The sequence below is a fragment of the Cupriavidus sp. FW216-B1 genome, from assembly GCF_058789195.1.
The window spans coordinates 294,785-321,763 of the sequence record NZ_JBYTEL010000001.1 but is presented as its reverse complement, the minus strand read 5'-3'; the positions used below and the strand labels follow the sequence as shown (position 1 = coordinate 321,763).

The 26,979-nt window shown below is 66.5% G+C and carries 25 protein-coding genes and 1 pseudogene; 18 read left to right on the top strand and 8 right to left on the bottom strand.

All coding sequences use genetic code 11. The features are described from left to right. Positions 1-11: 11 nt before the first annotated feature. Together AC3WXD_RS01280 and AC3WXD_RS01275 are read right to left on the bottom strand one after the other, a co-directional pair. Complete coding sequence (locus tag AC3WXD_RS01280) at positions 12-968, bottom strand: Bug family tripartite tricarboxylate transporter substrate binding protein (protein WP_492323345.1); 957 nt, start codon at positions 966-968, stop codon at positions 12-14. Between the two features lie 88 nt (positions 969-1,056). Next, complete coding sequence (locus tag AC3WXD_RS01275) at positions 1,057-1,956, bottom strand: NAD(P)-dependent oxidoreductase (RefSeq protein ID WP_020204104.1); 900 nt, start codon at positions 1,954-1,956, stop codon at positions 1,057-1,059. A 124-nt stretch (positions 1,957-2,080) separates the two neighbouring features. Between AC3WXD_RS01275 and AC3WXD_RS01270 the strand changes: the two genes are divergently transcribed. Then, positions 2,081-2,980: a LysR substrate-binding domain-containing protein gene (locus tag AC3WXD_RS01270; protein ID WP_492322860.1), complete on the top strand. Its 900-nt coding sequence runs from the start codon at positions 2,081-2,083 to the stop codon at positions 2,978-2,980. 25 nt (positions 2,981-3,005) lie between these two features. Here the strand turns inward: AC3WXD_RS01270 and AC3WXD_RS01265 are convergent, their stop codons facing one another. Next, positions 3,006-3,608, bottom strand: a complete 603-nt coding sequence (locus AC3WXD_RS01265; RefSeq protein ID WP_492322859.1) for a TetR/AcrR family transcriptional regulator — start codon at positions 3,606-3,608, stop codon at positions 3,006-3,008. 217 nt (positions 3,609-3,825) lie between these two features. Here AC3WXD_RS01265 and xdhA point away from each other — a divergent pair, with 217 nt between their 5' ends. The 4 genes from xdhA to AC3WXD_RS01245 are packed head-to-tail and all read left to right on the top strand — an operon-like array spanning position 3,826 to position 9,525. After that, a complete protein-coding gene (gene xdhA / locus AC3WXD_RS01260; protein ID WP_492322858.1) occupies positions 3,826-5,310 on the top strand; it encodes a xanthine dehydrogenase small subunit in 1,485 nt (494 codons plus the stop codon). After that, a complete protein-coding gene (gene xdhB / locus AC3WXD_RS01255) occupies positions 5,307-7,637 on the top strand; it encodes a xanthine dehydrogenase molybdopterin binding subunit (protein WP_492322857.1) in 2,331 nt (776 codons plus the stop codon). Before xdhA ends, xdhB begins: the two co-directional genes overlap by 4 nt. Beyond that, a complete protein-coding gene (locus tag AC3WXD_RS01250) occupies positions 7,634-8,143 on the top strand; it encodes a nucleotide triphosphate diphosphatase NUDT15 (RefSeq protein ID WP_492322856.1) in 510 nt (169 codons plus the stop codon). The genes xdhB and AC3WXD_RS01250 overlap by 4 nt, the downstream gene beginning before the upstream one ends. Then, positions 8,140-9,525 (top strand): NCS2 family permease, encoded by a 1,386-nt coding sequence (locus AC3WXD_RS01245; protein ID WP_492322855.1) that lies wholly within the window; start codon positions 8,140-8,142, stop codon positions 9,523-9,525. Before AC3WXD_RS01250 ends, AC3WXD_RS01245 begins: the two co-directional genes overlap by 4 nt. A gap of 102 nt (positions 9,526-9,627) precedes the next feature. On the opposite strand, the gene AC3WXD_RS01240 is transcribed toward AC3WXD_RS01245, so the two are convergent. Further along, complete coding sequence (locus tag AC3WXD_RS01240) at positions 9,628-10,218, bottom strand: TetR/AcrR family transcriptional regulator (RefSeq protein ID WP_492322854.1); 591 nt, start codon at positions 10,216-10,218, stop codon at positions 9,628-9,630. Between the two features lie 124 nt (positions 10,219-10,342). Here AC3WXD_RS01240 and AC3WXD_RS01235 point away from each other — a divergent pair, with 124 nt between their 5' ends. From AC3WXD_RS01235 to AC3WXD_RS01210, 6 genes and pseudogenes are all read left to right on the top strand, one after another. Then, positions 10,343-11,566 (top strand): MFS transporter, encoded by a 1,224-nt coding sequence (locus tag AC3WXD_RS01235; protein WP_492322853.1) that lies wholly within the window; start codon positions 10,343-10,345, stop codon positions 11,564-11,566. Then, entirely contained in the window at positions 11,563-12,141 is a 579-nt protein-coding gene (locus tag AC3WXD_RS01230; protein ID WP_492322852.1) for a DUF1993 domain-containing protein, read from the top strand. The genes AC3WXD_RS01235 and AC3WXD_RS01230 overlap by 4 nt, the downstream gene beginning before the upstream one ends. Before the next feature lie 35 nt (positions 12,142-12,176). Further along, positions 12,177-12,944, top strand: a complete 768-nt coding sequence (locus AC3WXD_RS01225) for an SDR family oxidoreductase (protein WP_492322851.1) — start codon at positions 12,177-12,179, stop codon at positions 12,942-12,944. A 44-nt stretch (positions 12,945-12,988) separates the two neighbouring features. Beyond that, positions 12,989-13,744 (top strand): SDR family NAD(P)-dependent oxidoreductase, encoded by a 756-nt coding sequence (locus AC3WXD_RS01220; RefSeq protein WP_492322850.1) that lies wholly within the window; start codon positions 12,989-12,991, stop codon positions 13,742-13,744. Positions 13,745-13,814: 70 nt separating this feature from the next. Beyond that, positions 13,815-13,982, top strand: a pseudogene (locus AC3WXD_RS01215) (LysR family transcriptional regulator); the annotation flags it as partial. A gap of 189 nt (positions 13,983-14,171) precedes the next feature. Next, positions 14,172-14,579 (top strand): DUF1484 family protein, encoded by a 408-nt coding sequence (locus AC3WXD_RS01210; RefSeq protein WP_492322849.1) that lies wholly within the window; start codon positions 14,172-14,174, stop codon positions 14,577-14,579. An 808-nt stretch (positions 14,580-15,387) separates the two neighbouring features. On the opposite strand, the gene AC3WXD_RS01205 is transcribed toward AC3WXD_RS01210, so the two are convergent. The 3 genes from AC3WXD_RS01205 to AC3WXD_RS01195 form a co-directional block, all read right to left on the bottom strand. Continuing rightward, positions 15,388-15,540, bottom strand: a complete 153-nt coding sequence (locus AC3WXD_RS01205) for a hypothetical protein (RefSeq protein WP_454733068.1) — start codon at positions 15,538-15,540, stop codon at positions 15,388-15,390. Positions 15,541-15,710: 170 nt separating this feature from the next. Then, positions 15,711-16,352 carry a hypothetical protein gene (locus AC3WXD_RS01200; RefSeq protein ID WP_492322848.1) on the bottom strand — a complete coding sequence of 214 codons (642 nt, stop codon included), beginning with the start codon at positions 16,350-16,352 and terminating at the stop codon, positions 15,711-15,713. A 455-nt stretch (positions 16,353-16,807) separates the two neighbouring features. Then, on the bottom strand, positions 16,808-17,731 hold the full coding sequence (locus tag AC3WXD_RS01195; RefSeq protein ID WP_492322847.1) for a LysR substrate-binding domain-containing protein: 924 nt from the start codon (positions 17,729-17,731) through the stop codon (positions 16,808-16,810). A gap of 125 nt (positions 17,732-17,856) precedes the next feature. Here AC3WXD_RS01195 and AC3WXD_RS01190 point away from each other — a divergent pair, with 125 nt between their 5' ends. The 6 genes from AC3WXD_RS01190 (at position 17,857) to AC3WXD_RS01165 (ending at position 24,062) form a co-directional block, all read left to right on the top strand. Further along, the gene (locus AC3WXD_RS01190) at positions 17,857-18,123 is read left to right on the top strand and encodes a DUF2917 domain-containing protein (protein ID WP_492322846.1); all 267 of its coding nucleotides are present in this window, start codon (positions 17,857-17,859) and stop codon (positions 18,121-18,123) included. A 45-nt stretch (positions 18,124-18,168) separates the two neighbouring features. Next, the gene (locus AC3WXD_RS01185; protein ID WP_492322845.1) at positions 18,169-19,032 is read left to right on the top strand and encodes a crotonase/enoyl-CoA hydratase family protein; all 864 of its coding nucleotides are present in this window, start codon (positions 18,169-18,171) and stop codon (positions 19,030-19,032) included. 211 nt (positions 19,033-19,243) lie between these two features. Then, a complete protein-coding gene (locus AC3WXD_RS01180) occupies positions 19,244-20,539 on the top strand; it encodes an MFS transporter (protein ID WP_059414037.1) in 1,296 nt (431 codons plus the stop codon). Between the two features lie 272 nt (positions 20,540-20,811). Then, positions 20,812-22,362 carry a class I adenylate-forming enzyme family protein gene (locus tag AC3WXD_RS01175; RefSeq protein ID WP_492322844.1) on the top strand — a complete coding sequence of 517 codons (1,551 nt, stop codon included), beginning with the start codon at positions 20,812-20,814 and terminating at the stop codon, positions 22,360-22,362. A 120-nt stretch (positions 22,363-22,482) separates the two neighbouring features. Beyond that, positions 22,483-23,649 carry a thiolase family protein gene (locus AC3WXD_RS01170; RefSeq protein WP_020204092.1) on the top strand — a complete coding sequence of 389 codons (1,167 nt, stop codon included), beginning with the start codon at positions 22,483-22,485 and terminating at the stop codon, positions 23,647-23,649. 5 nt (positions 23,650-23,654) lie between these two features. Beyond that, entirely contained in the window at positions 23,655-24,062 is a 408-nt protein-coding gene (locus AC3WXD_RS01165) for a Zn-ribbon domain-containing OB-fold protein (RefSeq protein ID WP_492322843.1), read from the top strand. A gap of 240 nt (positions 24,063-24,302) precedes the next feature. Here AC3WXD_RS01165 and AC3WXD_RS01160 read toward each other — a convergent pair whose 3' ends face one another. Then, positions 24,303-26,243 (bottom strand): methyl-accepting chemotaxis protein, encoded by a 1,941-nt coding sequence (locus AC3WXD_RS01160; RefSeq protein ID WP_492322842.1) that lies wholly within the window; start codon positions 26,241-26,243, stop codon positions 24,303-24,305. A 435-nt stretch (positions 26,244-26,678) separates the two neighbouring features. Between AC3WXD_RS01160 and AC3WXD_RS01155 the strand changes: the two genes are divergently transcribed. Further along, positions 26,679-26,930 (top strand): hypothetical protein, encoded by a 252-nt coding sequence (locus AC3WXD_RS01155; protein WP_020201483.1) that lies wholly within the window; start codon positions 26,679-26,681, stop codon positions 26,928-26,930. Positions 26,931-26,979: the final 49 nt, after the last annotated feature.

The following is a 26,979-nucleotide window of genomic DNA, read 5'->3' as shown; positions in this document are numbered from 1 at the left end:
GCCAGCACCGCCTATTCCGGCGTGATGCCGGCTTCCTTGACGATGGCCGCCCACTTGCCGATCTCGGCCTTGACGAAGGCGCCGAACTCCGGCGCCGGCTGGCGCTTGGGCGTCAGGCCCTGCGCGGCGAAGCGGCGGATCAGTTCGTCCGAGGACAGCGCCTTGTCGAGCGAGGCCGACAGGCGCCGCGCCACGTCGTCCGGCAGCCCGGCCGGTGCCATCAGGCCGAACCACACCGTCAGGTCGAAGCCCGGCGCGCCGCTTTCGTTGAGCGTGGGAATGTCCGCGGCCAGCGGAAAACGCTCGCGCGTGCTCACGCCATAGACCTTGACCTTGCCGGCGCGCGCCTGCTGCAGCCCGTTGGCGAAATCGGTGAAGGTCAGCTTGACGATGCCGCCCATCACGTCGGTCAGCGCCTGCGGGCCGCCCTTGTACGGCACCTGCGTGATGTCCGACTTGCCCATGTGGGCAAGCTTCGCGCCGAACACCTGCGCGCTGCCCGAGCCATAGCCATAGGTCAGCTTGCCCGGGTTCTGGCGCGCGTAGCTGAACACGTCGCCGACCCGCTTGCCCGGCGCGTCCGGCGAGCCGACCAGCAGGTAAGGCGTCTCCGCCACGCCGCCGAGCGGCTGCAGGTCCTTGACCGGATCGTAGGGCAGCTTCTTGAACAGGCTCACGTTGCTGGCCGCGGTGGTCACGCCGACGATCACGATCGTGTAGCCGTCGGCCTTGGCCTGCGCGGCCTGCTGCGTGCCGATGATGCCGTTGGCGCCGGGCTTGTTGTCGATCACGAACGGCTGGCCCAGGTCCTGCGACATCGGCTCGGCCAGCGCGCGCGCAACCACGTCGGTGATGCTGCCGGCCGGGAACGGCACCACCATCCGGATCGGCCGCTCGGGATAACCGCCGGCCAGCGCGCCCATGCTGAAAGCCAGGCCGATTGCCGCGGCGGCAATGCCTCGGTAAATGCTCATGTTGTTGTCTCCTCTTGTGCTTTTGTGCTTTTGTGCTTTTGTGCTCTTGTGTTCTTGTCGTGGCGGCGCGAGGCCGCCCGTGCTACGCCTGCTTGTCCAGGTAGCGGATGATCTCCGTGTTGTCCGCGCGCGGGTCGAGCGCCCCGGCGGCCTGCTGCCACAGCGACGCGCACAGCGACAGTTGCGGCGCCTCGACGCCCGCCAGCGCCTGCAGCCCCGCGGCCGTGGCAAGGTCCTTGGCCTGCAGCCGCATGGCGAAGCCCGCGTTGAACGTGCCCGGGATGATGAACTGCGCCAGCTTGGTTTCCGTGGCCACGTTGCGGCCGCTCGACGCGTTGAGCACGCTCGCGAAGATGCCCGCGTCGAGGTCCATGCGCTGCGCGATCAGCAGCGCCTCGGATGCGGCCAGCAATCCGGCCGCATAGACGTAGTTGTTGAGCGCCTTCATCGCGTGCGCGGAGCCGACCGCGCCGGTCACGATCAGCGTCTCGCCCATGTGCTCCAGCAGCGCGCGCACACGCTCCACGTGCGCCGGATCGCCGCCGGCCATGATCGCCAGCGTGCCGGCGCGCGCCTTGGCCACCGCGCCCGAGACCGGCGCGTCGACCAGCGCGATGCCGCGCCCGGCCAGCGTGGCGGCAAGGCGGCGCGTATCGGCCGGGTTGGACGAACCCATGTCCACCACGGTGGCGCCCGCGGCAAGGATGTCCGCCAGTCCCGCGCGGCCGCCCTCGCCGGCAACGACCGCGTTGGTGATCGGGCTATTCGGCAGCATCGTGATCACGACCTCGCAGCCGGCCAACGCCTCCAGCGCCGTGGCGCGCGCGAGCGTGCTGCCCCAGGCGGCATGGCCGGCGAGCCGCGCGAACGGCGCGTCGGCGGTGTCGAAGGCCCGGATCTCCAGGTCCGCGGCCGTGGCCAGGTTTTCGAGCATCGGCAAGCCCATCATTCCCAGGCCGATAAAGCCGATCTTGCGGCGCATGTGGTCTCCTCTCTTCCTATGTCTTTTTTGCCGTCCGTATCCCGGCATGTGCTCCAGATCGTATGGGTTTTGCCGTGACTTGTCGTATGCTCTTGTGATTGTGGGTTATAACCATCTGTTATCGATGCGCTTCAAACTCAGACAAATGGAGGTCTTCCGGGCCGTCATGCTGACCGGCTCCATGAACGGCGCCGCCAGCCTGCTGTGCATTTCCCAGCCCGCCGTGAGCCGGCTGATCGCCTACACCGAGCAGAGCCTCGGCCTGCGGCTGTTCGAGCGCGTCAAGGGCAAGCTGCGGCCGACCGCCGAAGCGCAACTGCTGTTCCAGGAAGTCGGCTCGCTCTACGAAGAAGCGCTGCGCATCGACGAATTCGCGCGCGACCTCGCCACCAACCCCCAGGGCGTGCTCAAAATCTGCTCCAGCCCGAGCCTCGCGCTGAACTTCCTGCCGCCCATCATGGCCGCCTTCCTCGACGCCCATCCCCAGGTCCGGCTCACCATGCGCACCACGCTGCTGGCCGACATGGCGCTCGAGCTGCTCGGCCGCAAGGCCGAACTGGCGGTGTCGGTGCTGCCGATCGAACATCCGAACCTCGTGGTGGAACCGTTCGCGCAGGGCCGCATGGTCTGCATCCTGCCCGAAGGGCACGCGCTCGCCGCATCGCCGGTGCTGACGCTGGCCGAGGTCGCCGCCCACCCGCTGGTGCTCTACGCGCGCCAGATCCCGTTCGGGCAGTTGATGGCGGCGGCGTTCGCGCAAGCCGGCGTCGAGTGGCGCGCGCGCGCCGACATCGAACGCGCCGAGATCGCCTGCGCGCTGGTCCGCGCCGGCGTGGGCCTGGCCATCGTCGACGAATTCTCGGTCGGCCGCGCCGGCTGGCCCGGCACCGTGGTGCGGCCGCTGCGCGAACACATTCCGCTGACGCTGAGCCTGGTGCGCTCGCGCTTCGATACGCCAAGCCGTCAGGCGCAGGCGTTTGTGGGGTTGTTGAGGGCGCAGGCGGGGGGCGGGACGCCGCAATGACGCGCCGGGTTCGTGAAGGGCCAGCCTAAGGCTGAAAGGACTGAAAGACGTGCGCCACCACACGGCGCACGAAATCTTCGTCCAGCGGCGCAAAAGACACGACAAGATGGTAGTAAATCGCGCCATAGAGGAGGTCCAGCATCAAGTCCAGGTCCGCATTCGCATGGAGTTCGCCACGCCCGACTCCGCGCGCGAGGACTTCGCGGCCCGCGCGCCGGCGCGGCTCGATCCATCTTTTCAGAAACACCTCCTTCAACTCCAGGTCCAGCTGCGCCGCCCCTAGCAGGTGGCGCAGCATTTCCCCCCGTTCGCCGGCCAGCGCCTTGACAAGGCGCTCGATCGTCGCCTGGACGGTCTCGAGGACGGTGGCTTTCTCCTCATAGTCGATCAGCGGCAGGATTTCCGTGAGGAAACCGTCCATCACCACCGCCGGCCCGTTGGCCCAGCGCCGGTAGATGGTCGTCTTCGCCACGCCCGAGCGCTGGGCGATGCGCTCGACCGTGGCGTTGGCGATGCCCCCGGCGTAGGCCAACTCCAGCGCGCACTGCTGGACTAGCCTCGTCGCCTCGTCATTTCGCGGCCGCCCTTTCGCGCCTCCGCCCGTGGTGTCCAGAGCAGTTTCAAGCATTCCCATCTCCTGTTTGGATACCGCAGTTTTCCCATTCCACCATAACGGCGGCGTGATGGGTCAGATCGGCAACGATACGTATCGTATCATCCACTTTCCAGTCCATACCTAGGGATTACCATTATAGATACGATACGAACCGTTGCATAATGTTGTCCCCGCAAACCGGCCGTGCTGGCCGGCGGCAGCAGACTACTGAATTCGCACGGGGCAATACATGCAATCCACAAGCGCGCCGGACCAGATTGTCCGATACGTACACGCGGGCAGCGTCACAGAAGCACGATGGCACTCCAACGGGCACACGCTTCTCGACCATTTGCGGGAAGAACGAAAGCTGCGCGGAACCAAGGAGGGGTGCGCGGAAGGCGACTGCGGCGCCTGCGTCGTGGTCATTGGGGAAATGTCGGGCCAGCGGGACACCGTGGTCTACCGGGCGGTGAATGCCTGCCTGTTCCCCATGAGCGCGCTCGACGGAAAGCTGCTGATCACGGTCGAGGACTTGTCTTCGCCTGGCAGCGAACTGCATCCGGTTCAGCGCGCCATGGTCGAGTGCCATGCCTCTCAGTGCGGGTTCTGCACGCCTGGTTTCGTCATGAGCCTGTACGCGCACTATCTCAATCACGAAGAGCCCGTACCGCAGACGCGCATGCACGATGTGCTGGCGGGAAACCTGTGCCGCTGCACGGGCTACGCTCCCATCCTGCGCGCCGCGCGGCGCATGTACGACTACCCGCGCACGGCGCGCGACGTGGAGTCGGACCTTCGGCTGCTCGCGACGCTCGACCACGCCACGGACACGGCGAAAGTGCTTGCCGCGCGCGACGAAGTGGCTTTCTCCCCGCGAAGCCTGGAAGAAATGGCACGGCTCTACCTCGAAAATCCCGATGCCGTGCTGGTCGCGGGCAGTACCGACGTCGGCCTCTGGATAACCAAGCAGAAGCGCACGCTCAAGAAAGTGATCCACCTGAAGAAAGTGGATGAGATGCGCCAGACCGCCGCGGTGCGCGGCCGCATGTCGATCGGTGCCTCGGTACCGCTGTCCGACGCGCTGAAGACCATCGTCGGCGTCTACCCCGAGTTCGAAGAACTGGCCGCCCGCTTTGCGTCCCTCCCCGTGCGCAACGCCGCCACGCTGGGCGGCAACATCGGCAACGGCTCGCCCATCGGCGACTCGATGCCCGCGCTGATTGCCGCCAATGCCATCGTGCGGCTCCGGCAAGGCGCCACCACGAGAGAGCTGCCGCTGGAAGATTTCTATCTCGGCTACCAGAAGAAAGACCTCCGCTGCGGCGAGTTCATCGAATCGGTCCATTTGCCCGCGCGCGCCCCGGAAACGTATGTACGCGCCTACAAGGTATCCAAGCGCCTCGACGACGACATCTCCGCCGTCTGCTGCGCTCTGGCCATCCGGCTTTCGGAGGGGCGCTGCGTGTCCGTGCGGATCGCGTACGGAGGCATGGCCGCCATGCCCCGGCGCGCGATGCACGCGGAACGCGCCCTGCACGGCAGGCCGCTGGACCGGCAGGGCATCGAGCATGCGATCGCCGCGCTCAAGGATGACTTCCAGCCGATGTCCGACCACCGTGCTACCGCCTGGTATCGGTCCGAGGTGGCCGGCAATCTCTTGAGAAGAGCGGTTGAAGAGCACTCTGCAGAGGCAGCCACGCGGGTCGTCAGCTATGTGGGAGCGCTGCAATGAGTGCGCTCGAAACACAGCCGGCGGATGCCGCCGTCGGCCGCGCTCTCGAACATGAGAGCGCGGCATTGCACGTGAGCGGCCACGCGGTCTACACCGACGACATTCCGGAGACCGAAGGCACGCTCCATGCCGCGATCGGATGTTCGACCGTGGCCCACGGAACCATCGAGGCGATGGATCTTGCGGAGGTCGAGCGCTTTCCCGGCGTCGTGCGCGTCCTGACGGCCAGGGACATTCCGGGCAGCAACGCCTTCGGCATCGTGACGCACGATGAATCGCTGCTCGCGGACACCACGGTCGCGTATTGGGGACATCCCGTCTTCCTCGTGGTGGCGGAGAGCACCGACATCGCACGGCGGGCAGCCCTGCTCGCGCGCATCACCTATGGCCCCCTGCCCGTGGTCCTCGATCCGTTCCAGGCCAAGTCCCGCGGGCAGTTCGTGGCGCCGACGCGCTCGGTCGAGCGCGGCGCCCCGCGGCCAGCGCTGGCCGCCTCGCCCGTCGTTTGCGAAGGTTCGCTGCAGATTGGCGGTCAGGAGCATTTCTACCTCGAGGGCCAGGTTGCCTATGCCATTCCGGTCGAAGACCGGAAAATGCTGGTCCACTCGGCAACCCAGCACCCGACCGAAATGCAGCAGGTGGTGGCGAAGCTCCTCGGCTGGCCGTCGGCCCGCGTGACCGTCCAGTGCCGCCGCATGGGCGGGGCGTTTGGCGGCAAGGAATCGCAGTCGTACATCTTCACCGGGCTGGCCGCCTTGGCCGCGTACGCCACCGGGCGCCCCGTCAAGCTCAGGGTCGACCGCGACGAGGATTTCCTGATTACCGGCAAACGCCATGAATTCTGGGTCGACTACCGGATCGGCGCCGCGCTGGACGGACTGCTGCGCGCCGTCGATCTGCGGCACGTCGTGCGGTGCGGCCACTCCAGCGACTACTCGGAAGCCGTGTGCGACCGCGCCGTCTTTCACGCGACCAATGCCTACTACGTCGCCAATCTCGAATGCACGTCCTTCCGAGCCCGCACCAACACGCAATCCGCCACCGCCTTCCGCGGCTTCGGCGGCCCGCAGGGCGTGCTCGGCATGGAGGTCGCCATGGAGGCCCTGGCGCTCGAGCTGGGAATGGACCCGCTCGACGTGCGCGAGCGCAATCTGTACGGAAGCGGCGAACGGGCGGAGACCCACTATGGTTTCCGCCTGGAAGACAACGTAATGCCCGATCTCGTCGCCCAGCTCGCTCACAGCTCCCGTTATCGCGAGCGACGCGCGCAGATCGCCGCCTTCAATGAAGCGCAGACGTTCCTGAAGCGCGGAATCGCGCTGATGCCCGTTCTCTTCGGCGTGGGGTTCGGCGCCACCTTCCTGAACCAGGCCGGCGCCCTGCTCCAGGTCTACGCCGATGGAAGCGTGATCCTGAATCACGGCGGCACGGAAATGGGCCAGGGCCTGCATACGAAGCTGATCCAGATCGTCGCGCAGGCGCTCGGCATCTCGTGCGACCGCGTCGTCTGTTCAAGCACCGATACCAGCAAGGTCCCCAATACCGCGTCGACCGCGGGCAGCACCGGAACGGACATCAACGGCATGGCCGCCCTCGACGCGGCACGGAAGATCCGCGGCCGGATGGCGGATTTCGCCGCCATCCGCTTCGGCTGCCCGGCCGGGTCCGTGACGTTTGCCGGCGATGCGGTCACCAGCCCGTCGGGAGAGTCGATGACGTTCTCGTCCCTGTGCTCGCTGGCCTTTCACGCGCAGATCTCGCTCTCGGCCACGGGGTACTACCGGACCCCCAAGGTCGGGTATGACTTCGAGGCGTTCCGGGGAAGACCGTTTTTCTACTACGTGTACGGCGCGGCCTGCAGCGAAGTCATGATCGACGTGCTGACCGGAGAGTCGAAGGTGCTTCGCGTGGACATCCTGCAGGATGTCGGCCGCTCGATCAATCCCGCGCTGGACCGCGGCCAGATCGAGGGCGGCTTCATCCAGGGCATGGGCTGGATGACGAGCGAAGAGCTGGTCTGGCGTCCCGACGGATTCCTCGCGACGCATGCGCCGCAGACATACAAGATTCCCACCTCCCGCGACATCCCCGCCGAGTTTCACGTCGATTTTTTCGAGAACGAGAACGTGGAGCAGACCATCCATCGATCCAAGGCGGTTGGCGAGCCGCCGTTGAAGCTCGCGCTCTCGGTGTATCTCGCCATCTGGGATGCGGTGGCGTCGGCCGGCGGCCGGAAAAAGGCACCTTCGCTGAAGGTGCCGGCCACGCCGGAATCCATTCTGCGCGCTCTCGCGAGTGTCCGCGAACCCGCTCGAGACCGGCAATGAACACCCGCGCGGACGCCGCCGGAAGGCCGGAGGACAGCTCCCCGGACATCGTCCTGGGAGTCGGTGTCGTGATCCGGCGTGCCGGCCGGTACCTGCTGGGGCACCGCAAGAACGCGCACGGCGCCGGAACATGGGGATTTCCCGGCGGAAAGGTGGACCCCGGCGAGGATCCGTTCGACGCCGCCACGCGGGAGCTTCGAGAAGAAACGGGATTGCTGCTGCACGAACCGCTGGCCGCCGGCTGGAGTACGGGATGGCTCGCCGCGGGCCGCCTGCGGCATCTCACGCTGTTCGTGGCGGGAACGGCGAGCGGCGAGCCTGAAGTCCGCGAGCCCGACAAATGCGGAACATGGCGCTGGTTCGCCCGGCACGAGCTGCCATCGCCGCTGTTCGCGCCGACCCGCGACTTCTTTGCGGCCAGGTCCGGCAGATCAACACCGGGGGCAACCGACGGCGGCCCTCCCTGCGTCAATCATTACATCGACATCACGAAGAACGCAAAATGAATACGGTATCTGGAGTCACGGCGTCAGGAGACGCTACCACAGGGCGGCTTGACCGCTTCTTCGGCATCTCGGCTGAAGGGTCGACCCTTCAGCGGGAGGCCGTCGCCGGTGTCACGACTTTTCTCACGGCCATGTACATCATCGCCGTCAATCCGGCAATCCTCGCGCAAGGCGGCGTGCCGTTCGCCGGCGCCATCACGGCCACCGTGCTGGTGAGCTTCTTCGGCAGCTGCGCCATGGGTCTGTATGCGCGGAACCCCGTGCTGGTGGCCCCGGGGATGGGCATGAACGCGCTCTTTGCCTTCGTGATGATCCACGGCGGCAAGATGCCGTGGCAGACGGCACTGGGGTGCGTGTTCTGGTCTGGCGTCATCTTCGCGGTGCTTGCCGCCTTCAACGCGCGCAAGCTCGTCGTGGAGGCGATCCCTCCCAATCTCCGCCATGCCATGTCATGCGGAATCGGCCTGTTCATCGCGGTCATCGGCCTGGTGAACGCCCGTTTCCTGGTCGGCGATCCGGCAACCGTGATCCGCGGCGCCCATCTGGATCCGGTGCTCTGCACGTTCCTGGCCGGACTCGTGTTCACCTTCGTCGCCGTCGTGCGCCGCGTGCCGGGCGCATTGATCGTCGGCATCGTCCTCACGACCCTGATCGCCATCCCGATCGGACGCTGGTGGGGCGACGGTGCCGCCTATCTGCCCGCCGGAAGCGCCCGGACCACGCTGGTGAACTGGCAGGGCGTGTTCGCGTCTCCGGACTTCTCCACCATCCTGCAGCTGGATCTGCTCGGGTCGCTGAAACTCGCTTACATCCCGTTCATCTTCGTGATGCTGTTCACCGCGTTCTTCGACGCGCTTTCCACCTTCATGGCCGTTGCCAACGCCGGCGGCCTGACGGATTCGCACGGCAATCCGCGCAACATCAACCAGTCGATGAAGGTCGACGCCTTTTCGGCCCTGATCTCCGCCCCGTTCGGCACGTCGCCCGCGAACGCCTACATCGAGTCCGCGGCCGGCATCGCCGCGGGCGGGCGGACCGGCCTGACTGCCGTCGTCGCTGCATCGTGCTTTCTGCCGTTTCTGTTCCTTTCGCCGCTGCTGTCCTTGATCCCCGCCATCGCAACCGCCCCGGCGCTGGTCCTGGTCGGCGTGTTCATGATGGACTCGATCAGCGAGATCGAGTGGAAAAACCTGGACGAGGCGATACCCGCGTTCGTTGCGCTGATCACAATCCCCCTGACCTTCTCCATCACCTCCGGCATCGCCTATGGCTCCCTGTCGCTGATCGTCGTGAAAATTGCCGCGGGCAAGGGGCGCGAAATCAGGCCGGCCATGTGGCTCGTTGCGATGCTCTCCGCCGTGCTGCTGTGGCAGGGCCACTGACGCGCGGGAGATCTCGCGCGCGCTCGCGCAACCCGCGCCATCGCATGGTGCCGCTGGCAGGGCCGCCACGGCTCCCGGCCCGGGCGGCGGTGCCGCACGACGTCATTCGGGCGCCGACGGCCAGGTCTTGAGGACGTACTCGGCCAGCGCTTCGATCGCCTTCCTGGAAGCGCCGGCTTTCGCCTGGACCGCCATGCCCTGAGAGACCGCCATCACGAAAGAGGCCAATGTGGCGCCGTCCACCGAGGCGGGCAGATCGCCTTCCCGCTGGGCACGTTCCAGGCGCTTGCGGAGTGCCGTCTGCGTTGCGGCGCGGCGAACCACGAGTTCACGGCGAATGGATTCCGCCTCGTCAGAGCAAGCCAGCGCGCCGTTGATGCCCAGGCAGCCCGGATGGGCCGCACTCATGGTCTGGACACCGGCAGCCCCACGCAGGATGCGCTCCACGACCTTGTAGGACGTAGGCTCGTCCAGCGCATCGGCCATGAAGCCCATGTACTTGGCATCGTAGAGATCGAGTGCCTTGATGAAGAGCTCTTCCTTGTTGCCGAACGCCGCGTAGAGGCCCGGACGAGCCACGCCCGTTGCCTCGGTCAGGTCTGAAAACGAAGTGCCCTCGTAGCCTTTCTGCCAGAAAACCGACAGCGCGGCCTCCAGCGCCTTGTCTGTATCGAACTCCCGGTGACGCCCCATGGCCGGATCCGCATCCAAATTTCAGTAACGATCAGTATAAAACACTTGACGCCCATCGGCCAATACAATACCGTTCGTTACCATAACGATCAGTATCGTATTACACAAAGATTGAGGAACAGGCGTGACGAGTCATGGAAAGCAGGCCCGCAGCGAGGAACGCACGAGGAGCGCGTGGTGGCCGGTCTGGTCGGTTGCCGCCGGCACATTCCTGCTCGTCACCACGGAGTTTCTGCCGATCGGCCTGCTATCCCGCCTGGCCGATGATCTGCAGGTCTCCGCGGGCGCCGCGGGCTTGTCGGTGATGGCTCCGGGCCTGATTGCCGCGTTGGCGGCGCCGGCGCTGGCGCTGCTGGCGGGAAGGCTGGACCGGCGCATCGTCATGATCTCGCTGACGGTTGCCATCATCGTGTCGAACGTGGTCTGCGCGGCCGCCGCCGGGTTTCCGGCCTTTCTGTCTGGGCGCGTCATCCTCGGCCTTGCCGTCGGCGGCCTGTGGACGTTTGCCATTGCAGTCGGCCGCCAGCTGGTACCGGAAAGCGCGGGCGCGCGCGCCACCGTCATCATCTCCGTGGGCATTTCCGCCGGCACGGTCTTCGGCATGCCGGTTGGCGCCGTGCTGGGCGACTGGCTCGGCTGGCGCGCGGTCTTCGCCCTCAACGCTGTCTTCGGCGCGCTGGTCGCGATTGCGCAACTTCGCCTCCTGCCACGACTGCCCACGACTTCGGCCATCAAGGCCGCCGGACTGATCGAATTCTCCGCGATTCCGATGGCCCGGACCGGGCTGCTCGCCAGCGGCTTCGTCACGGCGGGCCATTTTGTCGCCTACACCTTCCTCGAGCCTTACCTGCGCGGCGCCCTGCACCTCGGCCAGCCCGGCGTGGCATGGGCGCTTGCCGGCTATGCCTTCGCCGGCATCGTCGGGGCGTTCCTCGGCGAACGGCTGGCCGTGCGCAACATCCGGCAGGCATTCGTCGTCGTGTCCCTGTCATTGGCGGCGTCCGTGCTTGCGGCTGCAGCAACAATGGGAACGCCTGCGGCAGCCGTCGCCATGGTGCTGGTCTGGGGCGTGGCGTTCGGGGCCGTGCCCGTGTGCGTGCAGATATGGATGTTCACCTCGTCTCCCGAACGCTACGAAGCCGGCTCCGCGCTGATGGTCAGCGCCTTCCAGATCGCCCTTGCCTCCGGCGCCGCGCTGGGCGGCGTACTGGTCGACCATGTGGGCATCGCCACCACTTTTTGCGCCAGTGCCACCCTCATCCTCACAGGGGCAACGGCGGCGATTTTCCTGCGCTCGACACCGGCCGGCGCCGGCAATGCGAGCCTGCGACCGGAGAAACAAGCATGAAGACAGACCGCATCGGCGCGAGCGATTCCGCCATCACCCTGTACGAGACCTCGATCCCGGCGCTCCTGGGCGGCTTGCGCAGCCTTTCCTGGCTGATCGACAAGGCAGGCGAGTTCGTGGCCCAGGGAAGGATCGACGAGCAGGCACTGCTGGAGGCGCGGCTGGCCGACGACATGGATTCGTTCCGCCGGCAAGTCCAGCATGCCAGCGATACCGCGAAGGGAGCCGCGATGCGGCTTGCGGGCAAGCGCGTTCCAAGCCTCGAAGACACCGAGACCACCTTGCAGGAACTACGCGAGCGCATCGGGAAGACCGAAGAGATCCTGCGCTCGCTGCCCCCCGCCGACTTCGCCGGCAGCACGGAGCGCACGATCAAGCTCAACCTGCGCCGGCGCTGGGTAACGTTCGACGGCCGCACGTATTTGACCGAGTTCGCGCTGCCGAATTTCTTCTTCCATGTAACGACCGCCTACGCAATCCTGCGCACCATGGGAGTGAAGATCGGCAAGCTCGATTATCTGGTCGATGTCGCCAGGCGCCGCGAAGGCGCGGCCGGCAAGAGCCTGTCCCGCTGACGGCAGACGATCCCCGACTTGCAGGAGTCTCCACCATGTCCGACACGACAACCCCTTTGCATGGCAAGTTTGCGCTCGTGACCGGCGGCGCGCGCGGCCTCGGCCTCGAAATCGTCCGGCAGCTCGCGGCACTCAGCGCGCATGTGATCGTCGGCGCCCGGGACAAGACCAGGACCGAGGCCATCGCGGCCGGCCTGCGGACCCGAGGTCATGCGGCATCCGCGCTCCAGCTCGACGTCACGAGCGAAGAAGACCGGAAGGCCGCCTGCGCCGGCATCGACCAGGCGCACGGCAGGCTCGACATCCTGATCAATAACGCTGGCATCCTGCTGGATAGCCCCGACGCCGGAGTCCCCGCCACGCGGCAGGCCAGCGAAGCACCACCCGGCGTGGTGCGAGACACCTTCGAAACAAACTTCTTTGCGCCCGTTTTTCTGACGCAGGCCCTGATGCCGCTGATACGGCGCTCGAGCGCGGGCCGTGTCGTGAACGTGTCGAGCATCCGCGGATCGCTCACCCATCTGTCCGATCCGGACTCCCCGGTCTACCCGATCAAGGCGCTCGGGTACGACACCTCGAAAGCCGCGCTCAATGCATTCACCATCCTGATCGCCGAAGAACTGCGGCATACGTCGATCAAGGTCAACGCGGTTCATCCCGGCTGGCTCCGAACCGACATGGGAGGCGGGCAAGCCAACATGAGCGTCGAGGCCGGCGCGCTCGCCGTCGTCAAGTACGCCAGCCTCGGGGACGACGGCCCCACGGGCGGCTTCTTCCTCGGCGACGAACGGCTGCCTTGGTGAAGGCGCGCCTCCAACCCATTTGTTCAACCAACCTGGAACATGAAATGAGCAAGACACTATCCGGAAAAGTCGCCCTGGTAACCGGCGGCTCGCGAGGCCTGGGCGCGGCGACCGCCGCCGCGCTGGCCGATCAGGGCGCAGACGTCGCCATCAGCTACGCAGCCTCCGACGAGAAAGCACGGGCCGTCGTCGAAAGCCTCAAGGCAAAAGGCGTGCGCGCCGTCGCCATCAAGGCCGACCAGGGCGACCCCGCCATGTCGGAACTGCTGATACGCGAAGTGGTATCGACGCTCGGAAAGCTCGACATCCTCGTCAACAACGCCGCCGTCGCATGGCAAGGCAAGACCATCGACGCCCCCGACATCGACAACGCGGCGATGGACCGGCAGTGGGCCATCAACACGATGGGGGTGATCGCCAACATCCGCGCTGCCGTGAAAGTGCTGCCCGATGGCGGGCGGATCATCTCGGTCGGCTCAGGCCTTGGAACGCGCGTCGCCTTCCCCGGAACGACCGACTACGCAGCCAGCAAGGCCGCCATCGTCGGCTACAGCAAGGGAGCGGCGCGCGACCTTGGCGCACGCGACATCACCGTCAATGTCGTCCAGGCAGGCCTGATGGATACCGACATGGCAGCCGCGTCGAAGGGAAAAATCCCTCCGGCCGTCATGGAGTCGCACGCCATCCATCGCTATGCCGGCGTCGAAGAAGTCGCGGCGGCAATCGTCTTTCTCGCCGGGCCGGATGCCCGGTTCATCACCGGGTCGGTCGTCGACGTCAATGGCGGCTTCACCGCCTGATCCACGCAGCCGGGCATTTCAGGGAAACCACGGCGGCAGTGTCGCAAACCGTGCCCGCTTTCTCCTGGAAGTCGACGAATTCTCGGTCGGCCGCGCCGGCTGGCCCGGCACCGTGGTGCGGCCGCTGCGCGAACACATTCCACTGACGCTGAGCCTGGTGCGCTCGCGCTTCGATACGCCAAGCCGTCAGGCGCAGGCGTTTGTGGGGTTGTTGAGGGCGCAGGCGGGGGGGATGTAGTGACGTGCCGGGATGGCGTGTGTGGGCTTCGTTCAGGGGGCGGTGCGGTAGCACAAGTTAACATTCTGCTTGCGCGGTTGTATTGACAGCCCTTCGTTGATCGCGAAGAATCGGCTCGTCATCCAAAACAACGGGCGACCGGGTTTAGCAGCCTGTCATGCACGCCTCCCACCCATACACGGAGGTCTCATGCAAATCCATACTACTTTCCCTGACCACATCGGCACCGGCGCCAATCCCGCGCCAGCATCGACGCAACACAATCCGCCCAGCACCGAAACGCCAACCCTCGCGGCCTCGCGATACCGGGATCTCGTCGCGGAACTGATCTTGATGGCCGACCCCGACGCGCCGCGCGTCGGGCCGGTCTTTTCAGAGATCACAGCCGAACTCGGCGCGCTCGGCGATACCGTGCGCGACGCCACGCTCGAAAGCTGCGATGCGCTGTTGCGCGTCAGCGCGGCACGGGAATCGGTCCTTGCCATGCTGGACCAGCAGCGTGAAGACTCGACGTTTGGCCTGGGGCTGCATGCGCTGCTCTTGCCGCAGAAGGCGCAGTTGGATCTGGCTGTCGGTCGGATTCAGGGGATGTACTAGCGCCGAGGTGAGAGGCGCGGCCGCGGGCCGTGTCTCTTGCCTATGAACACCACACCGTCAGCAACCGGGCACGCCCCTACGCTTTGATTCCATTGTCCAGTCTGCTCTAGCGCGGCTGGCCGCAGTTTCTGGACTTTGATGTACGGATTATAGGTGGATCCCTATTTCATACTCTCGGGTAGCCGTTTGAATCGATAGATAGCGAAGTACTTGGCCGTCCCCACAGGAATTGCGCCGAGGCGCAGACTCATGTGGACTTGCATTCCACGTTCAAAGATGAGATTTCCAGAGGGATCCAGGTACAAAGTGACGACAGAATCGGAGCGATTTGGCCCAAACTCAGATCGCCCCCCATCACTTGACCCTCCCCAAGAAATGATTCCATTCTCGCCAGTGCAGACAAATCTGCCCTTGTTCTCAAAGGACGAAACGTACTCAATAGATCTTCCGCCCTCATATTGCAGATCGAGTGTCACAAGACGCTCTCTCATCCTCACTTTTGCGTAAATAAGGCGGAGGTGCCGACCGTCGCTTGACTGGGAAGTAGCTAGCACGTCTTTCAATTGACGAGTGTCCCGGAAGGGAAAAACATTTGATAGCCGCCAGCTCCTCTCCCCTTGTTTTGCTGTTGCGTCCCCTTCAATGAGTTCACCCATCCCTTCATATCGCCCACTGAGATTCGGGCAACGTGCAGCCGCGTACTCTGCCGGATCAAGATTGTTGCCTCCAGCACCTGGGTAGTTCGGCGGGGAATGGAAACAAGCAGTACAACTAAGAGCCAGTCCCACAATACATGACTTAGCTCGCGTCATTTTTTGTCCTTTTTTTGCTGTGCCTGGTTACGGAATATCGACCAATCGATGCCATATTGATTCAGCAATGTGACTGCGGCGAAAGGCGCCGCCAACGGGATGTCAATATCCGTCTGGATTTCGAACATCATGCGCTGGAACGACGTCATGCTCTCCTTCAGGTTGCCAAGGCTGTCGTCAGCAGTAAGGCTACCAAGGAAATCATGCGGCCCAGCAAAAGACTCCAACACCTTGTCGGTAAATGTGCCTGGTAAGTGTGGCGATTTTGCAAGCGTGCCGCCTAGCCCTTGGAACCCTTCCGCAAACCCTCCCTCATTGATTATTTAACTTTCTTAAAACGATATCTCGAAAAATACTTAGCCGTCCCCGTCGGAATTGCGCCAAGTCGCATGCTCATATGAACCTGTGTAGATTCCTCACTAATTAGATTCCCTTTATCATCCAAATACAGCATTACGATGGAATCCATTGAATTAGGGCCAAACTCTGAGCGCCCACCTTCGCTAGCTCCTCCCCATATAATTTTTCCGTTTTCGCCGGTACAGACAAATCTATTTACATCCTCAAACGAGAATTCGTTATTCGCAACTTTCCCACCTGAATAGATTAAATTTAGCCTGAGAACTCTCGACCTAACCAGTTCGACCCGAGCCGTAACGGGAGTTTGAACACGTCCATCTTCCGCTCGCGCAGCAGCCCGAATTCTGCGTAAATCCTCCTCATTTGAGAAAGGGAAAACATATTCTATTCGCATCGATTTGGATAATCTTCGGACTGTAGCATCACCATCCAATAGCTCTCCAAGGGTTTCATAGCCGCCACTGAGATTCGGACAGGTCTTGGCGGCATAATCGCTCGGATTGATGTTGCCACCACCGCCGCCTGGATAATTTCTAGGCGAATGTAAACACCCGGCGCAGACTACAGCAAGTAAAATCGGAAGCAATGCCGCTCTATTCATTTTTCGCCCTTTGACTACTGAGCTTGGTTACGAAAGACAGATCAATCGACGCTATATTAATTGACCGAGGCAATCATGCGCTCAGCGAGAGACTCTAGCACCTTCCTGGTAAATGTGCCTGGTGAATATGGCGATTTTGCAAGTGCACCGCCCAGTCCTAGGAGCACTCCCATAAGCCACCGTCATTGTTGAGTGCTTGCCCAAATACCCACGTCTTTCCCGTGCCCCAATCAATAGTTCCCGAGAACTCCCAGGAATCGTCTATCCGCTCTACAACCGTTCCGTATTTTCTGAAATCATCGAAGCTTATACACGTTCCGGCAATTTTCATCCCATCACCGTCAAGAGCTCGGCTTATATTGCGGAATTTTCTGAATCAAGCGAACATTGCATGCAACTGGGGCCGATGCCCGACTCGCGGGTGTAGCCCCCCCCCCCCCCCCCGCGCGCCCCCATCACCCAATCACCTCCCCCGCCAACTCTCCCTCCAGCCACGCCCGGAACTGCCGCACCCCGGGCCGTTCGGTGTCGGCGGCAACGATCTGGTACGTCAGCCCGTCGACGGCATGCTCCGGCAGCACCACCTGAAGCTGGCCGCTCTTGAGCATCGGCAACACCATCGGCGTGCGCCCGATGGCGATGCCGGCCTGCTGGACGGCGGCGTTGAGGACGTGGGCGTATTGCGAGAAATACAGGCAGGCCTGCTTGGACGAGCGCGCCAGGCCCAGGCGCTGGTACCACTGCGTCCACGACATCCAGGCGAAGCGCGCGCCGGGATCGTGGAAGACCAGCAGCGGCGCGTCGAGCATGTGGCGCGGCTCGGCGATGCGCGCGGCGATGGCGGGCGCGGCCACCAGCATCAGGCGCTCGCGCAGCAGCGGGCGCGCGTCGCCGGGGCCGGGGGGCTGGGCGTTGAGGCGGATGGCGAGGTCGATGCCTTCGCGCTCGAGGTTGAGCATGGCTTCGGAGGCGTCGATGCGCACGTCGATGCCGGGCTCGGCGGCCTGGAAGCGGGCCAGCTTGGGCACCAGCCACAGCGCGGCGAACGATGGCGTGGTGGTGACGGCGATGGAAACGCGGTCGACCGCCAGCAGGCGGTCGATGGCCGCGCCCAGCTGGCCGATGGCGGCGCGCGCGGCTTCGTAGAGCTGGCGGCCTTCGGGCGTGAGGCTCAGGCCTTTGCCGCCGCGCCGGAACAGCGCGGCGCCGATGATGTCTTCGAGGCTCTTGACCTGTTTGCTGACGGCGGACTGGGTGATGCAGAGTTCTTCTGCCGCGGCGGTGAAGCTCAGGTGGCGCGCGGCGGATTCGAAACCGCGCAGGGCTTCGAGGGACATGGCGCGCAGCGCGCCGGTGGAGGCTCGGCTCAGGATCGACATGACGCCCAGGCATACCGCTGATGAAAATCCTTCCGGCCGCGCTGGCCGGAACCCGGCAAGAATGCAGTCAACGTTCCGGACGCTGCCCGCGGTCCGGAACGCCTTGCCCGGAGACCATCATGCCGATGACAAACCCGACAGAGCACCCCGCCGCGCAAGGCGTCTGGCTGCTCGGCCCGGCCGCGCTGCGGATCCCGCTTGGCTGTGGATCTTACCTGATCTGCACGCAGGGCACGGCGTGGCTCACGGAGCAATCGGCCGCGCCCGGGGCGGCCGGACGCGACACGGTGCTGGCGTGCGGCGAGCGCTTCGTCGCGCGCCGCGCGGCGGTGGTGTTCGTCTCCGCTTTTCGCGGGCGGCCGGCGCGCGTCGCCGTGGGGCACGCGGCCTGAACACCGGCCATGCAGAACGACACGAACCACGACAGGAGAACGACCATGAACGAGACCAGCCCGCGCCACGGCGCGCACGGAGTGCACGGAGTGCACGGCGACGATGCGCGCGGCCACGACGACGCGCCGGTGCAATGTCGCGCGCTGGGCGCGCACGCGCTGCTGGTGCTGAACCGCCCGGCCAAGCTCAATGCGCTGAGCTACGCGCTGATCGACGACCTGATGGAAAAGCTCGACGCCATCGAGGCGGACCCGGCCGTGCGCTGCGTGATCCTGACCGGCAGCGGCACGCGCGCCTTCAGCGCGGGCGCGGACATCGCCGGCTTCGCGCCGGACCTCGCGGCTTCGCCGGAGCAGGCGCTGCGCCGTTTCCTGCAGCGCGGGCAGGCCATGACGCGGCGCATCGAGGCATTCCCCAAGCCGGTCATCGCGGCGGTCAACGGGCTGGCCTTCGGCGGCGGCTGCGAGATCCTGGAAGCCTGCAGCCTGGCCATCGCGGCCGCTCACGCCACCTTCGCCAAGCCGGAGATCAAGCTGGGCTTCCCGCCCACGTTCGGCGGCACGCAGCGGCTGCCGCGCCACGTGGGGCGCAAGCGCGCCAACGAGATGATCCTCACCGGCGAGGCCATCGACGCCGCCGCGGCGCTGCGCCTCGGGCTGGTCAACGAGGTGGTGGAGGCGGCCGGCCTGATCCCCGCCTGCGTGCGGCTGGCCGACCGCATCGCCCGCCATTCCGCGGTGGCGGTGACGGCCAGCCTGCGCGCGGTCACGCGCGGCATCAACCTGCCGATCGACGAAGGACTGGCGGTGGAGGCGATGCAGTTCCTGGTGGCCGCGGCCTCGCACGATGCGCGCGAGGGCACCAGCGCGTTCGTGGAGAAACGCCCGCCCGCGTTCCGCCACGCCTAGGCCGCGCTTGCGCTTGAGCCTGTGCTTGAACCACGCGTGAGCCACGCTTGAGCCACGTTCAGGCCGCGCCCGGACCGAACCGCGGGACTGGCGCCGGAGGCTTGCAGCGCATATATTGACCTCCACACGCGCGGGCCGCACAAGCGGTCGCCCGCCGGCGCCTCGCCGGGGGCGCCGCATACGCCGCACGCCGTGCCCAAGGAGACAGGCAATGCAAGCGCAAATGGCCGGGACGGCCGTACCCGGGTCCTCGAAACTCGCCGCGGTCCTGCGGGTGACCAGCGGCAATTTCCTCGAGCAGTTCGATTTTTTCCTGTTCGGCTTCTACGCCACCTACATCTCCCAGGCGTTCTTTCCCTCGGACAGCGAGTTCGCCTCGCTGATGCTGACCTTCGCCGTGTTCGGCGCGGGCTTCCTGATGCGCCCGCTCGGCGCCATCATGCTGGGCGCGTACATCGACAAGGTGGGCCGGCGCAAGGGCCTGATCGTGACGCTGACGCTGATGGCCAGCGGCACCATCCTGATCGCGCTGGTGCCGAGCTACGCCACCATCGGCGTGCTGGCCCCGCTGCTGGTGCTCACGGGCCGCCTGCTGCAGGGATTCTCGGCCGGCGCGGAGCTGGGCGGCGTGTCGGTCTATCTCGCGGAGATGGCCACGCCGGGCCACAAGGGCTTCTATACCGCGTGGCAATCGGCCAGCCAGCAGATCTCCATCGTGGTGGCGGCCGCGCTCGGCTTCGGGCTGAACCAGTGGCTGGCGCCCGAGGCGCTGCATAGCTGGGGCTGGCGCATCCCGTTCCTGATCGGCTGCCTGATCGTGCCGTTCCTGTTCGTGCTGCGCCGCTCGCTGCAGGAGACCGCGGCCTTCAGCGCGCGCCGCAGCCGCCCGAGCACGCGCGAGGTGCTGGACTCCATGCTGCGCAACTGGCGCACCGTGCTGGCCGGCACCATGCTGGTGGCCATGACCACCACCACGTTCTACCTGATCACGGTCTACACGCCCACTTTCGGCAAGACCGTGCTCAAGCTGAGCACGGCCGACAGCCTCGCGGTGACGCTGTGCGTGGGCATCTCCAACTTCATCTGGCTGCCCGTCGGCGGCGCGCTGTCCGACCGCATCGGCCGCCGGCCCATCCTGCTGGCGATCTCGCTGATCGCGCTGGTGACGGCCTACCCGGCGCTGTCCTGGCTGGCCGGCGCGCCGAGCTTCGAGCGCATGCTGCTGGTGCTGCTGTGGCTGTCCTTCCTGTTCGGCATGTACAACGGCGCGATGGTGGTGGCGCTGACCGAGGTGATGCCGGTGGAGGTGCGGGTGGCGGGCTTCTCGCTCGCGTACAGCCTCGCTACCGCCATCTTCGGGGGCTTTACGCCGGCCATCTCCACGTATCTGATCGAAGTCACCAAGGACAAGGCCGCGCCGGGCTACTGGATGGCCTTCGCCGCGGCGTGCGGGCTGGCCGCCACCATCATCCTGTACCGCAAGAACCGCGTGCAGGCGACCGTGTAGGCAGCGGGCTCCCCCGGCCCGGCGCCGCCGGCGCCGGGTTCCTCGCCGCGCCGGCGGTCGTGACGATGGTCCTCGCAGCCATCGTCACAGCCGCCGCGCCGCCGCTTGTGCGGCGCACAAAATCGCCGCGCAAGGCTCACTTCCAAAAAGCCAAATTGTCGAACCCGCCGTCAGGCGCGACACTCTTTCCCCAGCGGCTGGCGCCCTGGGCGCCCCGGACCACGCTCTCCTCAACGCTTTCCCGCTCCGGCGGGAAGTTCGCTGCGCCCCCGATGACAAGTACCGACTTCGTTCCCCTTCCCGCCCTGGTCGACGCGCAGGCCGCCTCGCGCCCGCGCCACCCGGCCCTGGTGCTGGACGGGCAGAGCATCGACTACGCCACGCTGAACCGCCTGGCCGACCGCGTCGCGGCGGCCTTGCAGCGCGACGGCGTGCCCGCGCAGGGCACCGTCGCCATCTGCGCGGCCATGTCCATCGGCTACGTTGCCGCGTTCCTCGGCGCGCTGCGCGCGGGCGTGGCGGTGGCGCCGCTGTCGCCGGCGCTGAACCCGGACACCCTGCGCACGATGGTGCGGGATGCGGGCGCGCGCCGCGTGTTCGTCGACGCCACCACGCGCGAGGCGCTGCGTGGTGGCGCGCAAGCCGGGCCGGACGCGCCCTGCATCGCGCTCGACGACAGCGCGGCCGGCCTGCCGTTCAGCCAGTGGCTGGCACCCGCCGGCACGCCGCCCGCGCCGGTGGCGATCCAGCCGGACTGGGCCTTCAACCTGATCTATTCGTCCGGCACCACGGGCGTGCCCAAGGGCATCATCCAGCCGTTCGGCATGCGCGCCTCGCACGTGCGGCGCGCCGCCCAGGGCGGCTACGGCCCGGACAGCGTGGCGCTGCTGGCGACGCCGCTGTACTCCAACACCACGCTGGTCAGCCTGCTACCCACGCTGGCGCTGGGCGGCACGGTGGTGCTGATGGGCAAGTTCGACGCCGGCCGCTACCTGGCGCTGGCGGCGCGCCACCGTGCCACCCACACCATCCTGGTGCCGGTGCAGTACCAGCGCATCCTCGCGCACGCGGACTTTGCCGGCACCGACCTGTCCGCGTTCCGCTACAAGTTCTGCACCAGCGCGCCGTTCCCGGCGGCGCTCAAGGCCGAGGTGCTGCAACGCTGGCCGGGCGCGCTGATCGAGTATTACGGCATGACCGAAGGCGGCGGGCGCTGCGAGCTGCGCGCGCACGAGCACCCGCACAAGCTGCACACCGTGGGACGCCCCTCGGCGGACACCGACATGCGCCTGCTCGGCGACGATGGCCGCGAGCTGCCGCCCGACGCGCCGCCCGGCACCCCGGGCGAGATCGTGGGGCATTCGTCGGGCATGATGTCCGGCTACCACAACCAGCCCGCCAAGACCGCCGAGGCGGAATGGTTCGACGCCCGCGGCAAGCGCTTCATCCGCACCGGCGACGTCGGCTATTTCGATGCCGACGGTTTCCTGGTGCTGATGGACCGCAAGAAGGACATGGTCATCTCGGGCGGCTTCAACCTCTACCCCAGCGACATCGAGGCCGTGCTGCTGAAGCACGCCGACGTCGCCGACGCGGCGGTGGTGGGCGTGCCCTCCGAGCGCTGGGGCGAGACGCCGGTGGCCTTCGTGGTGCCGCGCGCCGGCGCCGCGGCCAGCGCCGAGGCGCTGCTGGAGTGGGTCAACGGCCGGCTGGAAAAAATGCAGCGCCTGGCCGCGCTGGAGCTGACCGGCGAGCTGCCGCGCAACGCCATCGGCAAGGTGCTCAAGCGCGAGCTGCGCGAGCGCTTCGGGCGCGCGCCGTGAGATCGCGCCACAATCCAGGGCGAGGCAAGAACGCGCTGGCCGGATAGCGGGCAGACCGGCAGACCCGCCGGCGGATTCCATCCATTCCATCATCCGTACCCGGAACAACCAGGGAGACCCATGAGCATCAACGGCAAGGCATACATCGTCGGGGCCTACGAGCACCCGACGCGCAAGGCTCCGGACAAGAGCGTGGCGCAGCTGCACGCGGAATGCGCGCGCGGCGCGCTCGAAGACGCCGGACTGACCCTGCAGGACGTCGACGGCTACTTCTGCGCGGGCGACGCGCCCGGCCTCGGCATGATCAACATGGTGGACTACCTCGGCCTCAAGGTGCGCCACGTGGACTCCACCGACACCGGCGGCTCGGCCTACATCGCCCACGTCTCGCACGCCGCGCAGGCCATCGCCGCCGGCAAGTGCAACGTGGCGCTGATCACGCTGGCCGGCCGCCCGCGCTCGGAAGGCTCGAGCGGCACGCAGGCGCGCAACTGGGGCGCCAACCTGCCCGACCAGCCGTTCGAGGCACCGTATAACGCCGTCACCGTGAACCTGTACGCGATGGTGGCGATGCGCCACATGTTCCAGTACGGCACCACCAGCGAGCAGCTCGCGTGGATCAAGGTGGCGGCCTCGCACCATGCCCAGCACAACCCCCACGCCATGCTGCGCGAAGTCGTGACCGTGGACGACGTGCTGAACTCGCCGATGATCTCCGACCCGCTGCACAAGCTCGACTGCTGCGTGGTCAGCGACGGCGGCGGCGCGCTGATCGTAGCGCGCCCGGAAATCGCGGCCCGGCTCAAGCGCCCCAAGGTCAAGATCCTCGGCGCCGGCGAAGCGGTCAAGGGCCAGCTCGGCGGCGAAGTCGACCTGAGCTGGTCGGGCGCGGCCATCTCCGGCCCGATCGCCTTCGAGGAAGCGCGCATCCGCCCGTCCGACATCAAGTACGCCTCGATCTACGACAGCTTCACCATCACCGTGCTGATGCAGCTCGAAGACCTGGGCTTTTGCAAGAAAGGCGAAGGCGGCCGCTTCGTGGCCGACGGCAACCTGATCTCGGGCGTCGGCAAGCTGCCCTTCAACACCGACGGCGGCGGCCTGTGCAACAACCATCCGGCCAACCGCGGCGGCATCACCAAGGTGATCGAAGCCGTGCGCCAGCTGCGCGGCGAGGCCCACCCCGCCGTACAGGTCAAGAACTGCGACCTGGCGCTGGCCCAGGGCACGGGCGGCTATCTCGGCTCGCGCCACGGCAGCGCCACTGTGATTCTGGAACGGGAGTAACACCTATGAGCACACCCTACACGGCCACGCCGCTCAAGTCGCCGCAGGTGGCGCCCGACAACACCGCGTTCTGGGAAGCCGCGCGCGAAGGCCGCCTGCTGGTCAAGCACTGCAAGTCCTGCGGCAAGCCGCACTGGTACCCGCGCACGCTGTGCCCGTTCTGCATGGGCGACACCGAATGGAAGCAGGCCTCCGGGCGCGGCACCATCTACTCGTTCAGCGTCACGCGCCGCGCGGGCCCGACGCCGTTCTGCATCGCCTACGTGACGCTCGAAGAAGGCGTGACCATGATGACCCATATCGTGGATTGCGACCTCGACACGGTGCGCATCGGGCAGCAGGTGAAGCTGACCTTCACGCCGACCGAGGACGGGCCGCCGGTGCCGACCTTTGCGCCTGCGGAGGCAGGCTGACAGCGGCGGCGCTCTTGGGCGCCGCGGGATCTGACGGAGAAGGGTCTGGAGCGAGGACCGGCGCTTGCGGATGATGAAGGTCATCGCTTCGTGGATGCGCCGGCCCTCTCCCCCCGCCCCTCTCCCGCATGCGGGAGAGGGAAGACCACAGGTAGCAAAGCCGGCGCCGCCGGCAATTGGACCGCGCGTATGGCGCCGTCCGATTGCCGATGCATCCCGATTGCCAGCGGTCCGCTCCCCCTACGCCTCCAACCGGAACACCGCCACCGCCTGCTCCATGTGCTGCGCCTGTTCCTTGAGCGCGTCGGCCGCGGCGGCGGCCTGCTCCACCAGCGCGGCGTTCTGCTGCGTGACCTGATCCATCTGCGCCACCGCCTGGTTGACCTGGGCGATGCCGTTGCTCTGCTCGCGCGAGGCCCGGCTGATCTCGTCCATCATGGTGGTGACGCGCCCGACCGCGCCGACGATGTCGTCCATCGTCGCGGCGGCGTCGCCGGCCAGCGTGGAACCCGCCTCCACGCGCTGCACCGATTGCGAGATCAGCGTGCGGATCTCCTTGGCCGAGCTGGCGGCGCGCTGGGCCAGGCTGCGCACCTCGGTGGCCACCACCGCGAAGCCGCGCCCGTATTCGCCGGCGCGCGCCGCTTCCACCGCGGCGTTGAGCGCGAGGATATTGGTCTGGAAGGCGATCCCGTCGATCACCGCGATGATCTCGACGATGCGCCGGGAGTCGCCCTCGATCTCGCTCATGGTCTGCAGCACGCGCCCCACCGAGGCGCCGCCGGTCTGCGCGATCTCGCGCGCCTCGCCGGCCAGCACGCTGGCCTGGTCGGCGCTGCTGGCGTTCTGCTGCACCGCTGCGGTGAGCTGCTCCATGCTGGCGGCGGTCTGCTCCAGCGAGGAGGCCTGCTCCTCGGTGCGCTGGGACAGGTCGAGGTTGCCCTGCGCGATCTCTCCCGCGGCGGCCAGCACGTTCTGCGCGCCGGCCTTGGTGTCGCCGATCAGCACGCGCCAGGTCCGCACCAGCGACAGCAGGTGACGCTTGACCTCGCTGAGCTCGTCCTTGCCGCGCGCTTCCGCGTGCACGGCCAGGTCGCCGGCATTGATGCGCTCGACCATCCCCGCCACCTCGCGCACGTCGCCGCGCATGCCGGCGGCGAAACCGGCAAACAGATAGAGCGCCGCGCCCACGGCCAGCAGCGCCACGCCGCCGAGCACTTCGAGCTGACGGGTCTCGGCAGCGATGCGCCGCGCCAGCATGGCGTGCGTGATGTCCGAGAATTCCTTGTTGACCGAGGACACCGCCTCGATGGCGGCGCTGGCGTTGTCGAAGTACACCTTGGCGTCGATGGAAATGCCGCCGGTGCCGAGCATCTTGTCCCTGAGCGTGCCGTGGAAGGCATCCATCGCCGACAGCTTCGCCTGCGCCGCGTCCACGCGCTCGCGGTAGTCGGGCGCGGCGCGCAGGACGCGGCCGATGTCGCGCCGCACTGATTCCAGCCCGTCATGAATCTGCTCGGCCAGCGCCGCCAGGTCGGCTTGCTGCGCCGCGTCGGAATAACCGCCCTGGGTGATGATGGCCGCGCCGCGGCCGCGCGCCAGCGCGCTGAGCTCGGCCAGCTTCGGCATGGGCCCGACCAGCAGGTTGATCAGGTAGTAGGAGCCGGCATCGGGGTCCAGCGCGAGCGAGGAACGGTCGGCCACGTCGCCGATGAACAGGCGGGTCTGCTTGACCAGCGCGCTGTGCTGCTCGAACAGCGGCGCGGCGGTGCCTTTCAGGCCCGATTCATGCATGGCCTGCCACGCCTGCGCGAGCTTTTCCGCATCGGGCACCACGTCGAAGCCGCTGCTCGCGGCGGCGTCCTGCCTGAGCTGCGCGAGGTGTGCCGCCGCCTTGGCATCGGCGGCGTCGAAGGTGGCGCGGAAGGCGGCATTGCCCGCCAGCACGGCGTTGGCCGCGCCGCGCCTGACCTGCGTCTCGCGCATGAAATCGAGCGCGCGGTCGACGATCACGAGGCCGCGCAGTTCGTCGCGCGCGGCGCCGACAGACTGCAGCGACATGCTCAGTACCGCGTAGAGCGCGCCGCACAGCGGGATCAGAAACAGGACGGCCAGCAAGGCGAGCTTGCGGATGATGTTCAGGCGCGCCATCAGGCGCACTGCGGGGGAAAGAAAAGACACCACGAAAATCCTTGGGAAAATACTCGCATGCGGCTTGTATCGGCTGCGCGCCGGCATCCTGAAGGCCTTGATGACAGCTTATTTTTTCGCCGCACAACGACGGGGCGAGAACGGCACAGGCGCGGTGCGGCATGCCCGCAAAGCGGGCGCCGGCAAGCGCTGGCGGGAAGGGACCGATTGGGCAAAGGACGCGGGAAACGGGTAAGCCGGCGGCAGGATGGCAAGAAGGTCAGCAAAGGACCAACAAGGCGGACACAAAACGGACGCAAAGAAAACGTACAACGAAGCCAAGCGAAGCCGGTGCGATGCACCGGCCAGGAGGCACGCCGGGAGGCACGAAAGACCTTGAACCTATTCGCGGCAATGCTGTCTTTTGGTCAGCAGTTTTGTCCTCGAAGGCCTGCGAGCGCGGGCTACCCTACCCAGGAGTCACCGATGCTGAGTCCCCATGAATTTGCCACCTTGCTGCTGGTCCGCGATGCGCAGGACTGCCTGGAACTCGACCCCGTCGATCTGGACACCCTGGTCGAGCGCGGCCTGGTGTCGCTCGAGGATTGCACGGGCGGGCATCGCTGCCCGCGCGTCACGGCACATGGCTTCGCCGTGCTGAAGGCGGTGGGCTGGCGGGACGAGGTACCGCGCCAGGCACAGTGGCAGGCGCGGGCGCAAGGCACGCAGGCGCTGTAGCACGCGGCATGCCGGCACTCCCGCCGGCATGCGCGCGGACGGGCGGCGC